This is a genomic window from Aequoribacter fuscus (genome assembly GCF_009910365.1).
Taxonomy (GTDB): Bacteria; Pseudomonadota; Gammaproteobacteria; order Pseudomonadales; family Halieaceae; genus Aequoribacter; species Aequoribacter fuscus.
This window is the reverse complement of the sequence record NZ_CP036423.1, coordinates 1242736-1261631: the sequence shown is the minus strand read 5'-3', so window position 1 is coordinate 1261631 and position 18896 is coordinate 1242736. Positions and strand designations below refer to the sequence as shown.

General features: G+C 52.2%; 15 protein-coding genes and 1 tRNA gene. 2 read left to right on the top strand and 14 right to left on the bottom strand.

Annotated elements, in window-relative coordinates; translation table 11 throughout:
* Positions 1–111: 111 nt before the first annotated feature.
* The 5 genes from EYZ66_RS05590 to EYZ66_RS05570 form a co-directional block, all read right to left on the bottom strand.
* Positions 112–188: transfer RNA gene (locus EYZ66_RS05590), tRNA-Arg, on the bottom strand.
* A 53-nt stretch (positions 189–241) separates the two neighbouring features.
* Positions 242–1087 carry a sulfurtransferase gene (locus EYZ66_RS05585; protein ID WP_216088983.1) on the bottom strand — a complete coding sequence of 282 codons (846 nt, stop codon included), beginning with the start codon at positions 1085–1087 and terminating at the stop codon, positions 242–244.
* A gap of 10 nt (positions 1088–1097) precedes the next feature.
* The gene (locus EYZ66_RS05580) at positions 1098–2150 is read right to left on the bottom strand and encodes a 2-oxoacid:ferredoxin oxidoreductase subunit beta (protein WP_009576511.1); all 1053 of its coding nucleotides are present in this window, start codon (positions 2148–2150) and stop codon (positions 1098–1100) included.
* Positions 2147–4018: a 2-oxoacid:acceptor oxidoreductase subunit alpha gene (locus EYZ66_RS05575; RefSeq protein ID WP_009576512.1), complete on the bottom strand. Its 1872-nt coding sequence runs from the start codon at positions 4016–4018 to the stop codon at positions 2147–2149. Before EYZ66_RS05575 ends, EYZ66_RS05580 begins: the two co-directional genes overlap by 4 nt.
* Positions 4015–5796: an FAD-dependent oxidoreductase gene (locus EYZ66_RS05570; RefSeq protein WP_040816989.1), complete on the bottom strand. Its 1782-nt coding sequence runs from the start codon at positions 5794–5796 to the stop codon at positions 4015–4017. The genes EYZ66_RS05575 and EYZ66_RS05570 overlap by 4 nt, the downstream gene beginning before the upstream one ends.
* Positions 5797–6051: 255 nt before the next feature.
* Between EYZ66_RS05570 and EYZ66_RS05565 the strand changes: the two genes are divergently transcribed.
* Entirely contained in the window at positions 6052–7491 is a 1440-nt protein-coding gene (locus tag EYZ66_RS05565) for a protein adenylyltransferase SelO (RefSeq protein WP_009576514.1), read from the top strand.
* On the opposite strand, the gene EYZ66_RS05560 is transcribed toward EYZ66_RS05565, so the two are convergent.
* The 5 genes from EYZ66_RS05560 to EYZ66_RS05540 all read right to left on the bottom strand — a co-directional run bounded on the left by EYZ66_RS05560 (position 7488) and on the right by EYZ66_RS05540 (position 10270).
* Positions 7488–7916: a DUF3429 domain-containing protein gene (locus EYZ66_RS05560; RefSeq protein WP_009576515.1), complete on the bottom strand. Its 429-nt coding sequence runs from the start codon at positions 7914–7916 to the stop codon at positions 7488–7490. The genes EYZ66_RS05565 and EYZ66_RS05560 overlap by 4 nt on opposite strands.
* Positions 7916–8443 (bottom strand): DUF3833 domain-containing protein, encoded by a 528-nt coding sequence (locus EYZ66_RS05555; protein WP_009576516.1) that lies wholly within the window; start codon positions 8441–8443, stop codon positions 7916–7918. Before EYZ66_RS05555 ends, EYZ66_RS05560 begins: the two co-directional genes overlap by 1 nt.
* Positions 8444–8587: 144 nt before the next feature.
* The gene (locus EYZ66_RS05550) at positions 8588–9208 is read right to left on the bottom strand and encodes a flavin reductase family protein (RefSeq protein WP_244948418.1); all 621 of its coding nucleotides are present in this window, start codon (positions 9206–9208) and stop codon (positions 8588–8590) included.
* Entirely contained in the window at positions 9202–9912 is a 711-nt protein-coding gene (locus EYZ66_RS05545; protein WP_009576518.1) for an SDR family oxidoreductase, read from the bottom strand. The genes EYZ66_RS05550 and EYZ66_RS05545 overlap by 7 nt, the downstream gene beginning before the upstream one ends.
* Position 9913: 1 nt before the next feature.
* A complete protein-coding gene (locus tag EYZ66_RS05540) occupies positions 9914–10270 on the bottom strand; it encodes a thiol-disulfide oxidoreductase DCC family protein (protein WP_009576519.1) in 357 nt (118 codons plus the stop codon).
* Positions 10271–10397: 127 nt separating this feature from the next.
* Between EYZ66_RS05540 and EYZ66_RS05535 the strand changes: the two genes are divergently transcribed.
* Entirely contained in the window at positions 10398–11666 is a 1269-nt protein-coding gene (locus EYZ66_RS05535) for a cytochrome P450 (protein WP_160195614.1), read from the top strand.
* A gap of 247 nt (positions 11667–11913) precedes the next feature.
* Here EYZ66_RS05535 and EYZ66_RS05530 read toward each other — a convergent pair whose 3' ends face one another.
* Genes EYZ66_RS05530 through EYZ66_RS05515 form a run of 4 tightly spaced genes read right to left on the bottom strand, consistent with a single transcriptional unit; the run spans position 11914 to position 18894 of the window.
* Positions 11914–14484 (bottom strand): TonB-dependent receptor, encoded by a 2571-nt coding sequence (locus EYZ66_RS05530; RefSeq protein WP_009576598.1) that lies wholly within the window; start codon positions 14482–14484, stop codon positions 11914–11916.
* A 47-nt stretch (positions 14485–14531) separates the two neighbouring features.
* Positions 14532–16403: a sigma 54-interacting transcriptional regulator gene (locus tag EYZ66_RS05525; protein ID WP_050793446.1), complete on the bottom strand. Its 1872-nt coding sequence runs from the start codon at positions 16401–16403 to the stop codon at positions 14532–14534.
* A complete protein-coding gene (locus tag EYZ66_RS05520) occupies positions 16400–17005 on the bottom strand; it encodes an isochorismatase family protein (RefSeq protein WP_009576596.1) in 606 nt (201 codons plus the stop codon). The genes EYZ66_RS05525 and EYZ66_RS05520 overlap by 4 nt, the downstream gene beginning before the upstream one ends.
* An 8-nt stretch (positions 17006–17013) precedes the next feature.
* Positions 17014–18894, bottom strand: a complete 1881-nt coding sequence (locus EYZ66_RS05515) for a hydantoinase B/oxoprolinase family protein (RefSeq protein WP_009576595.1) — start codon at positions 18892–18894, stop codon at positions 17014–17016.
* Positions 18895–18896: the final 2 nt, after the last annotated feature.

The window sequence follows — 18896 nt, the reverse complement described above, 5'->3', positions numbered from 1 at the left end:
AGTATCAGTGCCCTACGTGCGACACTATTTATTTACGAAGAAAAGCGTAGCGAGCATTGGGTTGATCCCCGGAAAAATACGTGCTGACACCCAGTATGCACCCACTAAGTTTGGCCCGCCCTTCAGGATTCGAACCTGAGGCCTTCCCCTTAGGAGGGGGACGCTCTATCCAGCTGAGCTAAGGGCGGCTGGTGCAAAGCCTACCATAGACCCCTGATCGACTCACCTCTATACCTTGCATTTAAGAGCCCTGAATCACTGGTAAATCGAGTCGAGCACCCCACTCCGACCAAGACCCATCATACACCGACACGTCCCTTAGACCACACTCGTACAATGACAGCGCCAGCACACAAGCGCTGATTCCGCTGCCGCAACTGGTAATCACCGCCGACTCTTGGTCGATGCCTTTGGACTGCCAGATCTGCCGTAAAGTCTCGACAGGAAGCAACTGCCCAGCATCATCAAGCAAAGACGCATAAGGCACGTTGCATGAGGTGGGGATATGTCCGCTGCGCAAACCGGCTCGGGGCTCTGGCTCGATACCACTAAAACGCCCCTCAGAGCGAGCATCGGCTATTTGCCCGGCACCTTCGCCTTGCGCAACCTTCAGCACATAATCGGCATCGACAAAACCCGAAGCCAGTGCGCCAGCCTGATAATTGCCAGTTACCGGCTTCGAAGTACCAGACTCCACAGGCAAGCCCTCGCGCAGCCATGCTGGCAAACCGCCGTTCAACACCTTGACGTCGTCGTACCCAAAACTTTTCAGCAGCCACCACAGACGCGGGGCTGAAAAAACACCAGCGCCGTCATACACCACAGCCGTCATCCCGCTATGTAAACCACACGCCTGCATGCCTTGGGTAAACCAATCTGCGGAGGGCAAGGTGTGGGGCAAATCGCTGTCAGGTGCACTCCAATAATCTAAATCATAGTACGCGGCACCAGGAATATGTTGTTCACGGTATTCGGCGACCGGATCACGCCCCATCGCTGGCAGATACCAGCTGGCGTCAATCACGCACACCTGGCCAAAAGAAAGGCGCTCGAAGAGCGCCTTAGGAGAAATTAATGCCGATTCCAATGTCGCCATCCTAACGTAGGCTCTGGTTGATCTGCTCCAGCACCTTGCTCCCTGGGCACAGCTCAGTTTCGGTGAGCTGATTCAGAGGGCGCTTAGAGGTGGCCAAGGCTTCATGCAAATCGCGCGACTGTTTGTCCATGTAAAGCAGACCCGTCAATATCTGCCCCGACTGACGGCTGCTTTCCAGCGCCACCATGGCCGACATCCGGTCAAATGGATCAAAACTGTCGTCGACTTTCTTTAAGCGAATGACCGCACCGTCGTGCATCGTAACATCGCGCGTTTTGCCTGGATCGTACTTAGTCGTAATTTCTTCGTGCATGGGCACAAAATCGACAGTGCCTGTGGCTTCCATGTGTTCTCGAGTGTATTCGTAGCTTTTGGTCGATCCGGGCGTATTGTTAAAGGTTACGCAAGGCGACACCACATCAATCAAGGCAAAGCCGCGATGCGACATTGCAGCCTTAATCAGCGGCACCAACTGTTCCTTGTCACCCGAAAAACTGCGCGCGACAAAGGTTGCTCCAAGCTGTAGAGCAACGGCAGGCAAATCTATCGAACCGAAAGGATTAGGCTCACCCTTTTTGCTGATAGAACCCTCGTCAGCGGTCGCTGAATCTTGACCTTTGGTCAGACCATAACAACCGTTATTCATGACGATGTAGACCATATTGAGGTTACGGCGCGCCACGTGGCCGTATTGACCCAGACCAATCGATGCGGTGTCGCCATCGCCCGAGACGCCCAAGTACAGCAAATCTCGATTAGCCATCGCAGCTCCTGTTACAACAGAAGGCATGCGGCCATGAACACTGTTAAACCCGTGCGACTTACCTAAAAAGTAGGTCGGTGACTTAGACGAACAGCCAATACCCGAGAGCTTGGCAATTTTATGGGGCTCAATGCTTAACTCATGCACCGCTTTGATAATCGCGCCGCTAATGGAGTCGTGACCACAGCCAGCACACAAGGTAGAGATCGACCCTTCGTAATCCGCTTTGGTGTAGCCCAATTCATTTTTGGGTAGCTCAGGATGACGAAACTTAGGAATCTGATAACTCATGCTGCACCCCCTTGTGCACGACGGAATCGACGTTGAAATGGCGTCACATTCGAACCGGGTAGTTGTTGCTTAATTTGCTTTTTAATATTTCTAGCACTAATCGGTGTGCCGTCAAAACACAAGACTGACTTCAGCTTGTCTGGGCCAAATTCGAATTCGGCCATTAGCAAGGTGCGCAACTGTGCATCACGGTTTTGTTCTACCACGAATACGCGATCGTGTTGCTCTATGAAGGCCTCGACATCGTCGTTAAAAGGAAAGGAACGAACGCGCATCGCATCAACGTAAACGCCCTCGTCGGCCAGGTAATCCAGTGCCTCGACGGTTGATGCTTCGCTGGTACCGTAATAGATAACCCCTAAGTCGGTCTTCTGCGCAGCCGGCTTGAATTCGGGCGCGGGAACGTAATCTTTAATCGTCTCCCACTTGCGCATCAAACGCAGCATGTTCTTCTCGTACTCTTCACCCTTCTCGGTGTAAATCGCAAATTCATCGCGCGAAGTCCCGCGAGTAAAGAAGGTCCCTTTGCTGGGGTGCGTACCGGGATAAGTGCGATAACAAATGGCGTCGCCGTCGACATCGAGGTAACGACCGAATTTTTCCATGCTATCGAGCTGCTCTGCCGTTAAGACCTTACCGCGGTCATAAGTGCGCTCGTCATCCCAGCGCAAAGGCGGCGACATATTGTCGTTCATACCCAAGTCGAGGTCTGTCATTAAAATGATGGGCGTTTGTAGACGTTCAGCCAAATCGAAACTCTGCGCGCCAAACTCGAAACATTCCGCGGGTGATGATGGGAACAGGAGCACTTGCTTGGTATCACCGTGACTCGCATAAGCGGCCGACAGCACGTCCGATTGCTGCGTTCGGGTCGGCATGCCCGTGGAAGGACCAGCACGCTGAACATCGATTAATACCGTGGGGATTTCCGCAAAGTACGCAAGCCCCAAAAATTCGCTCATCAACGACAAGCCTGGTCCACTGGTCGCCGTGAATGCGCGCGCGCCGTTCCAGCTTGCGCCAATCACCATGCCAATCGCGGCCAATTCGTCTTCAGCCTGAATGATGGCGTAGTTGTGTTCGCCTGTGCCCGCATTGATACGCATACGCTTGGCATACTTATCAAAGGCATCAACGACCGAGGTCGAAGGTGTAATCGGGTACCAGGCAGCGACCGTCGCACCACCATAAACAGCCCCCAAACCCAAGGCAGTGTTGCCGTCAAGTAAAATACTGTCGCCCACGGCATCGCGTGTTTCAACACGAATGCTGATTGGACATTCAAAATGCTCTTTGGCGTACTGATGCCCCAATTCCAGCGCAGCGATATTGGGCAATACCAACTTTTCTTTGCCTTTAAACTGATCACTCACCAAGGCACTGAGTACCTTGAAGTCCATATCCAGCAGGGCCGCTAACGCGCCCACATAGATCACGTTTTTAAACAACTGACGCTGACGAGGATCTTTGTACTGTTCGTTACAAATTGCCGTCAGTGGAATACCGATAAAAGTAATATCCGCACGGTGCAATCGAAGGTCCAGGGCTTTTGTGTTGTCATAGATAAAATAACCGCCCGGCTCTACTTCTTGAATATCGGCTGCCATACTCTGGGGGTTAACCGACAACATGATATCCACGCCGCCTCTACGACCAAGATAGCCCTTTTCAGAGACCCGTACCTCATACCACGTAGGCAAACCTTGAATATTGGAGGGAAAAATATTCTTAGGACTGACCGGCAAACCCATGCGAAACAAGGCTTTGGCGAACAGGTTATTGGCACTGGCCGAACCCGTGCCGTTAACGTTGGCGAATTTAATGACAAAGTCATTGACCGCTTTGATCGGTGCTACTGACGCATTCATGCTGCTTGCCCTGCTTTGGAAACCGAGTAAAAGTACTTTTGCATATCCCATGCAGTGGTTGGGCAGCGCTCGGCACACAGCCCACAATGCAAGCAAATATTTTCGTCTTTAACCATGACCCGCGCCGTTGGCAATTCCGCCGATACGTACAAGTCCGTCGCCAAATTGTGCGAAGGACCGGTTAGCTTCGAGCGAAGTACCGACTCGTCGTCTTCATTGGCTGTGAAGGTAATGCAATCTGTGGGACAGATGTCGACACAGGCATCACATTCGATGCAGCGTGTTTCATCGAAGACGGTCTGCACGTCACAGTTCAGGCAGCGCTCGGCTTCTTTAAAACCGGTTTCTCGATCAAACCCTAATTCCACTTCCACTTTGCGGTCACTGAGCGCCTTGTCGAGGTCCACGAGTGGCACAACGTAACGGTCGTCAATCTCAACCGCGTTGTCGTAATTCCATTCATGTACACCCATTTTCGTGCTGACTAAATTGGTGTGAGGGTCCGGTCGCACATGCAAATCTTTACCCTGACAGAACAGATCAATGCTGACCGCGGCCTGATGGCCTTGTGCTACCGCTGTAATAACGTTCTCGGGACCAAATGCGGCGTCGCCACCAAAGAACACATTCGGACGAGTCGATTGAAAACTCACCTTATCGAGCTTTGGCATATCCCATTGATCAAAGTCGATCCCCAAGTCTCGCTCTACCCATGGGAAGGCATTTTCTTGACCAATCGCCATGAGTACAACATCGGCTTCCATAAACACCCAGTCTTCGCCGGTTGGCACCAAACTGCGTTTACCGTTCTCGTCATAAACGGCCTCCACTTTTTCGAACAGCATCCCTTTAAGCTTGCCGTCCTCAACCACGAACTCTTTCGGAGTGTGGTTATCAAAAATCGGGATACCCTCGTGCTGAGCATCCTCTTTCTCCCATGGCGAGGCCTTCATGTCAGCGTATGGGCTGCGAACCACCACGCGAACATCTTCACCGCCCAAGCGTTTGGCTGTTCGGCAACAATCCATGGCGGTGTTACCACCACCCAAGACAATCACTTTCTTGCCAACATGCTCGGTGTGGCCAAACGCGACATTGGCTAACCACTGAATACCGATATAAACCGCACTACCCGCTTCGTCTAAGCCGGGCAAATTCAGCAACTTACCTTTTGGGGCTCCGGTGCCTACAAAGACAGCGTCGTAGTTCTTCTCTAGAATTGAGGCCATGCTGGTAACCTCTGTTTCTAAGAACGTGGTGACGCCCATGTCTAAAATAAAATTTACCTCTTCGTTCAAAACCGTTTCAGGTAATCGGAACGACGGGATTTGGCTGCGCATCATACCGCCAGCGGCTCGCTGATTGTCGTAGATATCGATGCTATAACCCAAGGGCATTAAGTCGCGAGCCACGGTCAACGATGCTGGGCCTCCGCCAACACAAGCGATCCGCTTACCATTTTTTTGCTCGGGTATCTGTGGCAGTCGATCGGCGATGGAGTCCTTGTTATCGGCCGCCACACGTTTTAAACGGCAAATGGCAACGGGCTCTTCGTCGATACGCCCACGTCGACACGCCGGCTCGCACGGACGGTCACAGGTACGCCCCAACACACCGGGAAATACGTTAGATTCCCAGTTAATCATATAAGCGTCAGTGTAGCGCTGTTGGGCAATTAAACGGATGTACTCGGGCACAGGAGTATGCGCTGGGCACGCGTATTGGCAATCCACAACTTTGTGGAAATATTCGGGGTTGCTTACATCTGTAGGATTCACGTCGCTACCTGTCGGTTGGGGGCGATATTTACTCTAATTGTTGGGGGACGCATCGCCGTCGTTGCCGCCTTATTTTTAGCCCAGCATTGTGACATATTCACATATCTGTTTTACACCCCTTATGATCGCTTTTTGTGCAACATTGACCCACACAATGTATGAAGAGCGTGTTCAGAAATAGTAAAACAGTCTTTATACAGACACGCTTTGTCCTTACTATTTCCAATCTTGAGCCACAACGATGGAAACGCCTCCATGAAACTGAAGCAGTCTTACCAGCGATTACCCGAACAGCTGTACCATCGATGCGCCCCATCGCCAGTTTCGGCACCCCACTTCTTGGCGGTTAACGAGTTTCTTGGGGAGCAGCTTGGCCTAAACCATGAATGGATGTTGTCAAATGAAGGCCTCGACTTTTTTTCTGGCAACGCCAAATCTACTGACTACACGTCGGTAGCCACCGTGTATGCCGGATTCCAATTTGGTCAATACAACCCTCAACTCGGCGATGGGCGCGCACTCCTGCTCGGTGAGACCATAAACCATAATGGCCAAGTACAGGAAATCCAGCTAAAAGGTGCTGGGCCCACGCCCTATTCACGTGGAGGTGATGGCCGCTCGGCACTCGGGCCCGTGATTCGAGAGTATTTAGTCAGTGAAGCAATGCATGCGCTAGGCGTACCCACGACGCGCGCCTTAATGGCTTTGCGAACAGGCGACACTGTTATCCGAGACCGCTTACAACCCGGAGGCATTCTCGTGAGGGTCGCGCCCAGTCATCTCCGTTTTGGATCATTCCAATTCGCCGCGGCGCGACAAGATGAAGAGGCATTGAACGCACTGACGGCCTTGGCCTTTGCACGACATTATCCGCAGGTAGCCGCAGAGCTCCAAACACCGCAACACTTACTGAAACTGGTCACGGAACGCACCGCTCAATTAGTCGCTAAATGGATGTCGATTGGATTTGTTCATGGCGTCATGAATACCGACAACATGTCAATTGGCGGATTGACACTCGATTACGGGCCCTGTGCATTCCAGGATGCGTTTGCGTGGCAGCAGGTATTCTCTTCAATTGATACCGGTGGGCGGTACCGCTACGCGCAGCAACCGAATATCGCCTTGTGGAACCTAGCGCGCTTAGCAGAAGCTTTGCTACCCATTTGGCCCGGCACCGATGACCACAAAGTCGCCGAGGCCGAAGCCATTTTACGTACCTTTGAGCCGACTTTTGAGACGCATCGAAATTCACTCTTTGCCGCCAAACTCGGGCTACGTGAAGACCACAGCGTGTATCAGAGCACTATCGAGCCCTTCCTTAACTTTCTAGAGGAGCAATCGCTAGACTTTACTCTGAGCTTTGCACTGATTGAGGCGCTATCAAAAGACGACCGTGACCGTATACATTTGGTTCGGAGCGCGTTACCGCAGCACGCAAGCCTTGAGCGCTACTGGAACGAGTCCGCGTTCGAGCAGGGCCAGTGGCAGGGTGACGCAAGCAACCCGCTCATCATACCCAGAAACCACCAAATTGAAGCGGCCATTGAAAGCGCCGAGCTTGGTAGCAACACAGAAACCTCGAGACTATTTAGGCTTTACACCTCAAGACCTTCACTGCAAGATCTCAGTGTCGAGGATCTTCGTGGCCCAGAACCGGGCGAATGGCTTGGCAGAACCTTTTGCGGCACTTAGGCGTCTAAGGAAAGTGCCGTAACCATGACGCCATGCAGCGCTACCACCAACAGGGTCAGTGTGGCTCGCATGCGGCGATAATCGTTTGTTTGCTCAAGCACTCGGCGCTCGTAGCCCAAAAATACTAAATACGCTGCGGCAAGCAAAATTAGAGCCCAAAACGGATTAGCCGTTAACATGGCGAGAACCGCAAAAATCACGATGCCATTGCTCACCAAGAGTTGAATACCCCCATCACGGGGACGCGCGGCTTGCGCCCACCCCCAGGTAGTGCCCGCCAAAAACGAGATAATCGCAAGCGAGTACAGCAAAAACGTGTGTTGCCCAAGCGTTTTTGGGTAATCTTCTAGATAGATAAATGCCAACAGTCCCGCAACGAAAGGTATAAGCCCTGCTAACCCCAGCAGCCAACTCGCTCGCGGCATTACCGAGGGTCCTTCCGAATAACGAGGGTAAGCTCACCCACCTTAATACCAAATTTACGTAACGCCGACTCGTTCAGCAGAGTCGCCTCGTCAATGAGGTACATTCGGTCATCAACAGTCAAATCCAGGGTGCCGTCTCCATAGGGTATGCGCAAAACATACTCCAAAAAGAGGCTGTTGCCGGCAAACTTCAACTGCGCCGGTCCAACCACATCGCCCGCAGTCCCAATGTATGACCCCGATCCGTCGGGCGTTAAAGTCCAGACTCGACGCTGTTTTTCACCGTCATCAAACGTAAAATGTTCGTCTAGGGTACCCACCCCTTCGTCATTCCAATAAGCATCAATATCGGCAACAAATCGACGTGTTACTTGGCCCTTAAAGTCTTTAAGCATACCGTGCGCCACCAAGCGCCCGTTGAAAAATTCAGTGGCGATAAACACGGGTTGATTGTTGGCATAGTGATCGACGCCAACGCTGCTACACGCTGACAACAACATGGCTAACACAACAAGCAGGGTTTTCATACTGAACTCCTGACAAAAAAACCCCGGCATCGCCGGGGTACAAAGCCATCTCTCAAAAAAGGGGGGGGTGGATGAGATGGCTGTAGGGAACTTGGTGTAGTTACGCCGCGAGTCTGTGGGCGGATCACTGCACCATCAATTTTTTTACGTCGGTTTCGCGTAAGGTAATTTGTCGATGAATTCGGTACGGTAATACCGGTCTAATCCAGACAATGCCACCACGCCCGCCTTTTCCAAATCGAGATCGCCTTGGTCACTGACCAAGGAATCGCCAACAAACAAATGAACCACTTCGCCGATGATAAAGTGCGTGCCATTAAGCTCAATGGGTATTTCTTGCCGCAGTTCGAGTCCGATTTTGATCGGAGCCTCTGCGACAAACGGGGCCGCAAAATCGGAAAGGCGTTGCGGTGTTAGCCCGACGGCATCAAACTCTGAGACTTCATCGGGGTAGCGCGCGGCCGTCTGATGTGCCGCTTTGAAATAATCGCTGGCAACGTGATTAATCGTATAACAGCCACTACTGCGAATGTTGCGTAGTGTATGACGGTCAACGCTATCAGGGCGTATGACGAGTCCTAGCAAGGGCGGTGCAGCACCTAAGTGTACCACCGAGCTCATAATCGCCAAGTTCTCACCCGACGTCGCGTCATCCGTACCAATCAAATTTGCGGGCTTGTAGCCACTTATACTATTGATCAATGAGGCCCTGAACCGTTGCTCCCAACTTGCAATTGCTTCACTGTCGTACCATTGCCCTACCACGCTATATCACTCCCATCCCAAGCCTTAAATGAGCCGCTGTCATCGGCCTCTAATTGGTTAATCACATCCAGCAAATAGTTGCCGGCCTGCTCGCGACTGAACAGTTTCCCCTCGGGTACCGACCCCTGAAATGGCTGTGACAAACCGGTATCGACCGTCCCTGGATGATACGCAACTACCACGTTAAGAGGACGCGTTCGCCGCCATTCCACGCTGACCGTGCGAATCGCCATATTCAATGCTGCCTTCGAGACTCGGTAACTTAGCCACCCGCCCAATCTATTATCACCGATCGACCCCACCCGCGCAGAGAGTGCCACTAGACTGACAGCCTGTTTGCGCGAAAAGTTCTGCTCAATCGCCTGCGCAAGCGCAATGGTTGAATAAGTATTGACCTCTATCGAGCGCAGCAATGCCTCTTTGCGCACATCTGCCAAACGCTTCTCTGGCAAGATGTTATCCCCGTGCAAAAGCCCGATCGTATTGATCACACAGCAAGGACTCGACACCTCAGCAAATACGTGAGCGAGGCTCTCAGCACAACTCACATCCCCTTGCCGGAACTGCACACGCGCATCCGCATGACGATGCGCTGACCGAGACAAGACAACAACTTTTTCAACCTCGGCACACTGCAAGATTTGCTCTAGTACACCCGAGCCAATACCGCCGTAACCGACTATCACGTAGTCACGCGCATCCATATTATCTCTCGCAACCTAAGTCGGCAGAACAGCCGTACAATTTTTCGTAACGCCGCTTAGCCCAACGCGCGTAAATGGCTTTCACCAGCGGCGCAAAAACGCGCCACTGTAAAGGACGAAGGACCCAACCAACAGAAGTATATGACCACGCCGCCACCGACGCCTCTACACCAAGCAGGTAGTCTCCGGGGGCTATTTCCAAGTGTAAAACCTGTAACCGCTTTGCCTTCTCATCTTCGCTCAAATTTGCTGCGTGGATATCGACAAGCTGCAATGATTCTGTCTTCAAGCGCCGCAGTATGCGCATCTCTTTCGCACACAAAGGGCACAAACCGTCGTAATAAAGCACCGCTGACATAGTTCCTCCATTTGCAAGGCTATACGCACGATTGGCGCAAACAGACCTATAAATGGCCGATGACTGGGTTTAGACTCAAGTAAGCACCACTAACAGTAAAGATCATTGCCTACTCATGGAGGTAACAATGGCTGAAAGAAAATTCGAAGATATTAATAATTTCCCGCGTGACGCGGTCGCAGTTGACCCGTTCACACTCCCTATCGACGAGGTGGACCCGGCCAACCCCTTCCTGTTCGAGGCAGGCAAAGAATTACCTTGGTTTGCGAGACTCCGAGCCGACGACCCCGTGCACTACACCGAAGACTCCAATTTTGGTCCCTATTGGTCAGTGACGCGCTATGAAGATATTATGGCCGTCGACTTAGCGCACGATGTGTTCTCCTCAGAGCCCATAATCACCATCGGCGAACCTCTGGAAGATTTCGATTTACCCATGTTTATCGCTATGGATCGTCCCAAACACGACCAGCAACGTCGTGAGGTCGCACCTGTTGTCGGACCAGCCAACTTGCCCAACTTCGAGAAGCTCATTCGTGAGCGCACTCAATCCGTACTGGACGAGCTGCCCGTCGGCGAAGAATTCGACTGGGTAGAAAAAGTATCGGTTGAACTCACAACCCGCATGCTGGCAACTTTGTTCGATTTTCCTTACGAGGAACGGGCCCGCTTAAAACGATGGTCAGATGTGGCAACGGCAACGCCTGGCACCGGAATCGTAGAAACGGAAGAGCATCGCAAAGCCGAGCTATTAGAATGCGCCACGCGATTTATTGAACTTTGGAACGAGCGTGTGAACCAACCCCCGAAGTTTGACTTTGTCTCGATGCTTGCGCACGGTGAAAGCACCAAAAACATGGATATGATGGAATATCTGGGCAACCTGATTCTTCTGATTGTGGGCGGCAACGACACCACCCGTAATACCATGTCATCGAGCGTGCTCGCCATGCACGAAAACCCTGAGCAATTTGCACAGGTTAAAGCCGATCAAGGTTTCATCGAAAGCATGGTCAGTGAGACCATTCGCTGGCAAACACCGCTGGCACATATGCGCCGCAAAGCCAAAATGGACACCGTACTTGCCGGCAAAACCATCAAAGCTGGCGACAAAGTCGTTATGTGGTACATCTCGGGTAATCGCGATGAAAGCGTGTTCCCCAACGCCGACCAGTTTAATCTGAACCGAGACAATCTGCGGCGCCACCTAGCATTCGGGTTTGGTATTCACCGCTGTATGGGCAACCGTCTGGCGGAGATGCAGCTTAAAATCCTGTGGGAAGAAATCCTCGCTCGCTTTGACCGCGTCGAAGTCGTCGGTGAAGCAAAACGAGGGCTTAGCGTGTTCGTCCGAGGTATTACCGAACTACCCGTCGTACTGCACAAAAAAGCCTAGGCGCTTTTAGGCCATCGCACTGCGGTGGCCTGTCCCTTCTCCCCTCTTCATCGCCAAACACTCTAACGCCTAGTAAGCACTGTTGAGAGCAGGTGCACAGCTCGTGTTCAGGCAAGCACATGATTCACACCAAGGGACCTGGGTTAACTTATAGCCCCACAACACGTGTTCTTGTAAGGTCTCGAACACCAAAATCTGGCGGGCAAAAAAAAAGCCCGCCGAGGCGGGCTGATATTCGCTGTCTTGCTTAGAAGCGGTAGCTAAAGTCCACACCGTAAGCAGCTTGCGCTGATGGGTGGTTAAATGTACCACCAAACTCAGGCGCAGGAATTACTTCTTGCAAGTAGAGTTCATCGGTGATGTTCTTGCCCCACGCGGTTACGGACCACTGCTCACCCGACAAGCTGATGCGCAAGTTGAGCGTATCGTAGGCGTCGCGCTGAGCGTTTGAACCCGTCGCTGGATCTAGGAAGTCCGAGTTGAAGCCAGGCCCGAAGAATGCATTCCAGATGGTGGGCGATTCTTCACCTTGCAGCGTATGGAACCACATAGCGCCGGTATACTGCCAATCGGTACGAACGCTCAACTCCAGACCCTCACCCAACTGCTTGACGTACTGGGCACCCAGAGTTGCTGTTTTTTCCGGCGCCTGAGGCACATCGTTACCCACACTCAGAGGGCGATGGCGATTTGCTTCAATTTCAGAGCTCATCAGACCAATTCCGCCGAACAGGCTAATCTCCTCGTTCAACACAAAGTTCACGTCAGCTTCAAAACCTTCGATGTACAGCTCATCAATCGTGGTCACGCTACGCAGCAAACCGAAGGGGCCAGCGAAAAACTCGAAGAACTGGTTGTCATCGACGTTGGTGCGGAACAAGGCCGCATTAACGCGCAAGCGACGATCCATGAACTCGCCCTTCGCACCCAATTCGATGTTGGTAGAGACCTCTTTATCGTAGGCGTCGGGCACTGAAATACCCGCACCAACGGCCTCACCCGGGCCGCCGTAGCCTGCGTTAAACCAGAAGTTTAAGGTATCTTCGGTTCCTACCGAGTTAAAGCCACCGCTTCGGAAGCCCACACCATAGCTGGCGTATACGTTGATTTCATCGCTCGCCTGCCAGCTCCAAGTGACCTTGGGCTGTAACTGCGAGAATGACTCGCTACGGCTAGGGATGCCATTAGGGTTAGACACCAAAGCCGCATTAATCGGCAGGGCTTGGAAATTACCATCCAGCAAGTTCACGTTTAAACCCGACCCTGCCACGTTGGGCACCTTGTTATTGACGTCGCGTGACTCGTAGTCGTAACGTAAGGCAAAGGCCAATTCCATAGTGTCATTAATGTCGAATTCTACCTGACCGTAGACCGACGCCACGGACGTGTCAAAGTCATCCCAAAACAGCAAATCGGTTGGGTTCGGGCCATTAGCGGGCACGTAAGGCTGACGCAAGAAACCCGCGCCAGTGTCGGCACCGTAGGCCACCACGACTTCACGCTCAATTTCTGCCACGTAAAAACCGGCAATCCAACGTACATCTGAATCTTCTTTACTGGTAAACCGCACGTCTATCGACATATCCGTCTGATTGCGCTCTTGATACTGATATCCATCGCAGCTCAACGGCGTATAAGGACCGTATACACCGGCAAAGTTCGCGCCATCAGCAAAGGGATCGTAACCAGCCCCACTACCGGAAGGTGGCAGAACACCGAAAGGCTGGAAAGCTGGACCAAAGAAATCGCTCGTAAAACTATTCAATGATGCACGATCTGCCAAGCAAGCAGGTGTTACTTCGTACCCATAGAACGTCGCCGCCGTACCATCGGACAACAAGTATTCCTCGAGGTCATTGTACGAAAAGCTAGCTGTCATATCGGCAAAGCCAGCGTCCATATCCAGCTTGATTGCGAGATCCATGGTTTCTTGTTCGTTTTCACCCGGCACGTTAAACACGAAGTTAAACGGCTGATCGTTTACGTCAACCGCAAAGGTCGGGCTACCAAACACAGCCACAAACTGGGGAATGGCAAAAGCCGCGTTAAAGTTAATCGCGCCACCTTCCGCTTTGCTAAATCCAGCTCGGATATCGAGGCTGGTCGTGTCGCTGATATCCCAAATCACGCGACCGCGGTAGCTTTGATCTTTAAGAAAATCTACTGCGTCGTCCTGCCCCGTAAAGGTGTTCTTGTAGAAACCATCGGTTTCTCGGTTACTGAACGAAAAACGACCATAGACAGAGTCTTCAACGATGGGACCACTGACCGTGCCACTCACTTTCGTGGCATTGTTGTTTGCCACACCACCGGTGAGCTTAGCTTCAAATTCGTTTGAAGGCTTTTTGGTAGTCACCAAAATGGCACCGGCAACGGCATTACGGCCGTATAACGCGCCCTGAGGACCTTTCAACACTTCAATTTGCTGAACGTCGAATAGTTCTTCGTTAAAGCTATTAGGGTTTGTGCTTAACACGCCATCGACAACATAGGCGAAAGTGGATTCTGCGTCGCGCGTCGACACGATGCCGCGAATGCTGACCTGCGTATCACCAATGTTCGCGGTATCAACCAGCGTCACGTTGGGAATCAAGCTAATGTAATCATCTGCACGCTCGATACCCGCTCTTTCGATGGTATCTTCGCCCAAAGCAGTGACTGCGATCGGCACTTCTTGCAGGTTCTCAGCGCGTTTCCGAGCCGTAACAACAACCTCTTCCAAGGTAAATCCAGATGCTTGCGCCACTGAAACACCGCTGTATCCGGTGGCCAATAACGACAAAGACATCCCCGCTAGTACTTTTTTTCTAAAGTTCATGGCATCCTCCTGCCTATTTTGGGTATTGCTGCTAACCTTCTTTCTTCTTAGCGACCTTGCTCTAAGGTCTTCAAGCGCCGCCACAAGGTGGTGGTGCTTATTCCTAAATGCTCGGCAACCGCTTGTCGATCACCGTCATACATCTGCATGGCAGACTCTATGGCCTGCAGCTCATTCTGCTTAAGCGCACCGGGCGCTGTGAACCCTGCGCCCTCTCTAAACAGCTCGGGCAAACTTGCTCGAAGCAAGGCTTCGGTGACATTACCCGATGGCTCAACCATGAGCGCCACGACAACACGCTCGCAAAAACTTTCAAGCTCGCGAACGTTCCCTGGCCAGCGATAACGTTCAAAATGAGCACTAAGGTCTACATAAATCTCGTCCGGCGAGACACTTAAACCGTACTGCTGCGCGAATACCTCTAGGTAATACGCAGCGATCGCTGATATGTCTTCTTTTCGCTCTCGAAGCGGGGGGATTTCCAGGGCAAAGGTATTCAAGCGGTAGTACAAATCCTCGCGGAATCGCCCTTCTTCAACGTCCTGAAACAATGGACGATTGGTTGCTGCGACAACTTTCAAATCCAATTGAATGCTGCGCTCACTACCCACCGGACGGAGCACTTTGTCCTGCAAAATACGCAACAGTTTCGATTGCTGCGCCAGCGGCATCTCCGCCACTTCATCCAAAAAGAGGACGCCCTTGTTGGCCTGCTCTAGCAAACCGCGATGACCGCCCCGACGAGAGTTTGTAAAAGCGCCCTCTTCGTAGCCAAACATTTCACTCTCGAACAATTCAGAGGGCAAGCTACCGCAGTTCACCGCAACCAGCGGACCATTCGCATGGCGGCTATGACGATGAATCTCGCGAGCGATATGCTCTTTACCCGTGCCCGACTCTCCGACAATTAAAACCGCACCGTGCGCCACAGCATAGGTTTTTGCTAGAGACGCCACCTTGCTCATGCGCGGCGAACTCACTACAAAATTCGCCGCTTTAATCGATGGCGCCTTTACCGCAGCTATGGCCTGAACCGGGCGGTAGCGGACCAAATAACCCAGAAGATGGTCGTTATGTTCAAGTACATCCACGATCTGAAGGTAGCGTTCATTCGCAAGTGCCACCCAGCGTTCAGTATGAACATTCTGGATATCGTTCAAATGCCAGGATTGACGCAGGCGGCTGTTGAGACGCCTAGCGTCGCCTAACGCTTGCTGTGCTTTCGGGTTGAGCTCCAAGATGTTTCTTTCAGGATCAAGCAAAAACAGCAAATCTTCAGTTTGCTCGAACAGGTGATCGCGCAAATACGAGTGGCGTGCCTGTAGAAGGGAACGCTGGGCAACCGCCATCGCGTTTTCAATCATGTCCTCGGCGGATTCTCGACTGTAAAGCAAGATTGATGGAATACCCTCTTTTTCCGCCATGTGGCAGGTGTAACTCGGACCCACCACGACCTCGGGCTTTTCCGCCAACGACAAATAAAACACCTCGGAGGCCTCATCCGAGGTACGGTAAAACTTATGGATCACCGTAATGCCTAACAAGTCACCCAACTGGGCGATCAACCGCGCCTGAACCCCGGTGGGCTCTGCATAGGTGAATAAGTGCACCTTAGAGCTTACTTGCTTGGCTTTAAGACAGGCTTCGATAACATCGGCATCTCGTACCGGTTGGCTCACCACAGGCACAGCCAAGGTATCCGCAAGATAGGCCGCATTTGCACCCGCGCTCATAATGACGTCTGGATGATAACGATCGATCAAGGCATCAAAATCGGTCTTACTCGATGCGCCCAAATCGTGGAACGATAAATCAATCTGTTGAGTGTATTTACCAACAACCGAGTACACCAGTTCACTGAAACGCCGAAAGCCCAGAATTAACATTCTAGGTTTCGTCGTGCTCAAACCGCGGGTCATGATTTTGACCTCTTGGGCAACAGCTGTAGGGTCTGTTCGAGCGACAATACATCCACATACTTTGCGTGCAGGTCGTGGAGGTTCGCTTCGTGGGCATCCGGATTTCGGTCACCCACAGCATCCCTTACGACCACCGTGGGATAGTTGTGAGACAGCGCATCAACTGCCGTTGCCCGCACACAACCACTGGTGGTCAAGCCGACCACAATGACTGAATCCGCGCTTTGCGAGCGTAAATACGCATCCACATTGGTACCCACAAAAGCGCTGGGAAAGTGCTTTTCCGCCAAAAAATCAGACTCTGACGGTACAAGCCTAGGGTCAATAGCTACCCATGCACTGCCACGCTTGAGGATATTCAAGCTTGGTAACCGCGCACGAAATACCGAGGCGTCCTCGTCTCGATCATACACAACGGTGGTGTAAACAATAGGCAAATCTCGCGCACGGCAGGCCTCAATGAGCGTAGCGGTCGCCGCCACCACCGAATCGAAATGCCCGCCCAAAGGCGATTCAGGTTGTGTAAACCCGAGACTCATGTCTACGACAATCAGCCCGGGTTTACTGCCTAAGCCAATGTTTCTGCGCGAGAGATCGGCCACGTTAGCTCCTAGGCGCGTCGCTGAAACACCGGCTCAACCGGGGGTTCTAGGTGCGTTTCTTGCACGCAGCGTGCTTTGATCTCTTCGATGCTGCCACCAAAGTTAAAGATCTCGGTGATCGGACCGCGCTGCGCTGCCATCTCTGCACGAAGGGCTTCGGTTGCGGCCGTGTCCAAAACACCATTTACGACCACCACGCCGTAAGCCTTGGCACCAGCTTCGGTAACTAAGCCCCTCGCCACATCTTGCGCAACCAAGGCGGCGTCTCGCGCGAGAGGATCACCCCAGCCACCGCCGCCCCAGGTGTTGTAGTACAGCAAATCACCAGCTTTGACTTTGATACCTTCGCATTTAGAGGGAAGCCACTCTTCGGAGCCGTCGGCACGCACAATACGCTTAGTAGAACGCATACCGGGATTACCGCCGTTAACACCCCATGGGTAAGTTAGCCAGCGCTCATCATGGATACCGATCTCGCCGTCAACCAAAAATCGGTATGCAACCGACAAGCCATTACCCCCGCGATGTAAGCCTGCGCCACCCGAGTCAGGAATGACCTCGTAGCGCTCTATACGCAACGGGAAGTAGCTTTCGATAAACTCGTTGGGTACGTTGGTAAAGCCTGGCCAGAGGCTGTGACCATCGGGACCATCGCCAACCGGACGGCCTGGAACACCACCAAAACCGATTTGAAAGAGCTGGAACCATTCACCATTTTTGCCAGGACGCGTGTCGTAACCCGAGTAAAACAAATGGGGCGAATCCGAGAAACCTGCCGCATTGAGCAGTTCGTTGGGAGCTCCCATACCCAAAAGCGCACCCAAGATATCGAAGATACGACCGAGCGCGTGAGTGCGGCCTGACAAGGCTGCCGGGTATTTAGGCTTGAGCAGGGTACCTTCAGGAATACGCACGTCCACCAAATCGTAAAAGCCATCGTTAAACGCAATTTGAGGATCGACGATGTTGATGGTAAACGAACCAAAGAACATCTTGAACATATCCTCATTCAGAAAAAAGTTCACTGAACTTTGCGCTTGCGGCGACGTGCCCTCAAAATCAAAAATCGCCTTGTCTCCCTCACGCCACATAGTGCAATGAATTTTGTAAGGGCCTAGGCCCATACCGTCATCGCACAAATAGTCGGTAAACTCGCGCTTCTCTTCCGGTACAACCATGCCGATAACGGCTTTCATAGCATCGTAGTTGCGCTGCAGCATCACCCCCATGGTCGAGTGAAAAACATCGTCACCAAAGCGCTCCGCCAATTCAACGCAACGTTTTGAGGCGGTGTTACACGCGGCGACCAGTGCGTTTAAGTCAAACCGGTTCCACTGAGAGGTCCGGACGTTATGAAGCACCAATTCGAGCAGGTCCTCTTGTAACACACCTTTCTTGTAGAGCTTCACCGGTGGGATACGAATACCCTCCTGATAGATATTCGTAGCGTTAATAGGCATCGAACCAGGCACCATGCCCCCGTTGTCAGACATGTGACCAAACATCGCAGACCAAGCAATATGACGGCCGTCTTTAAACACAGGCACCAAAACCAACCAATCGGGCAAATGCGATACTGCCGCGTTACACAAGTATGGGTCATTGGTCAGAATGATGTCGCCTTCTTCAATATCGGCATCATAAACAGACAAGAAAGGCGCGATAAACGAGCCGAACTGACCCACCACCATTTTTCCGTCTTTGTTGGCAATCATCGGGAAGCAATCGCCCTGCTCTCGAATACCCGGCGACATCGCCGTGCGGAACAGCACAGCATCCATTTCTTCACGCGCGTTCTTCAAGCCGTTTTCAATGATGTCTACCGTTACACTTTCCACGTCGACGGTGGCGAGTGGTGTGTTATTTGTTTCAATAATTCTAGCTGGCATAA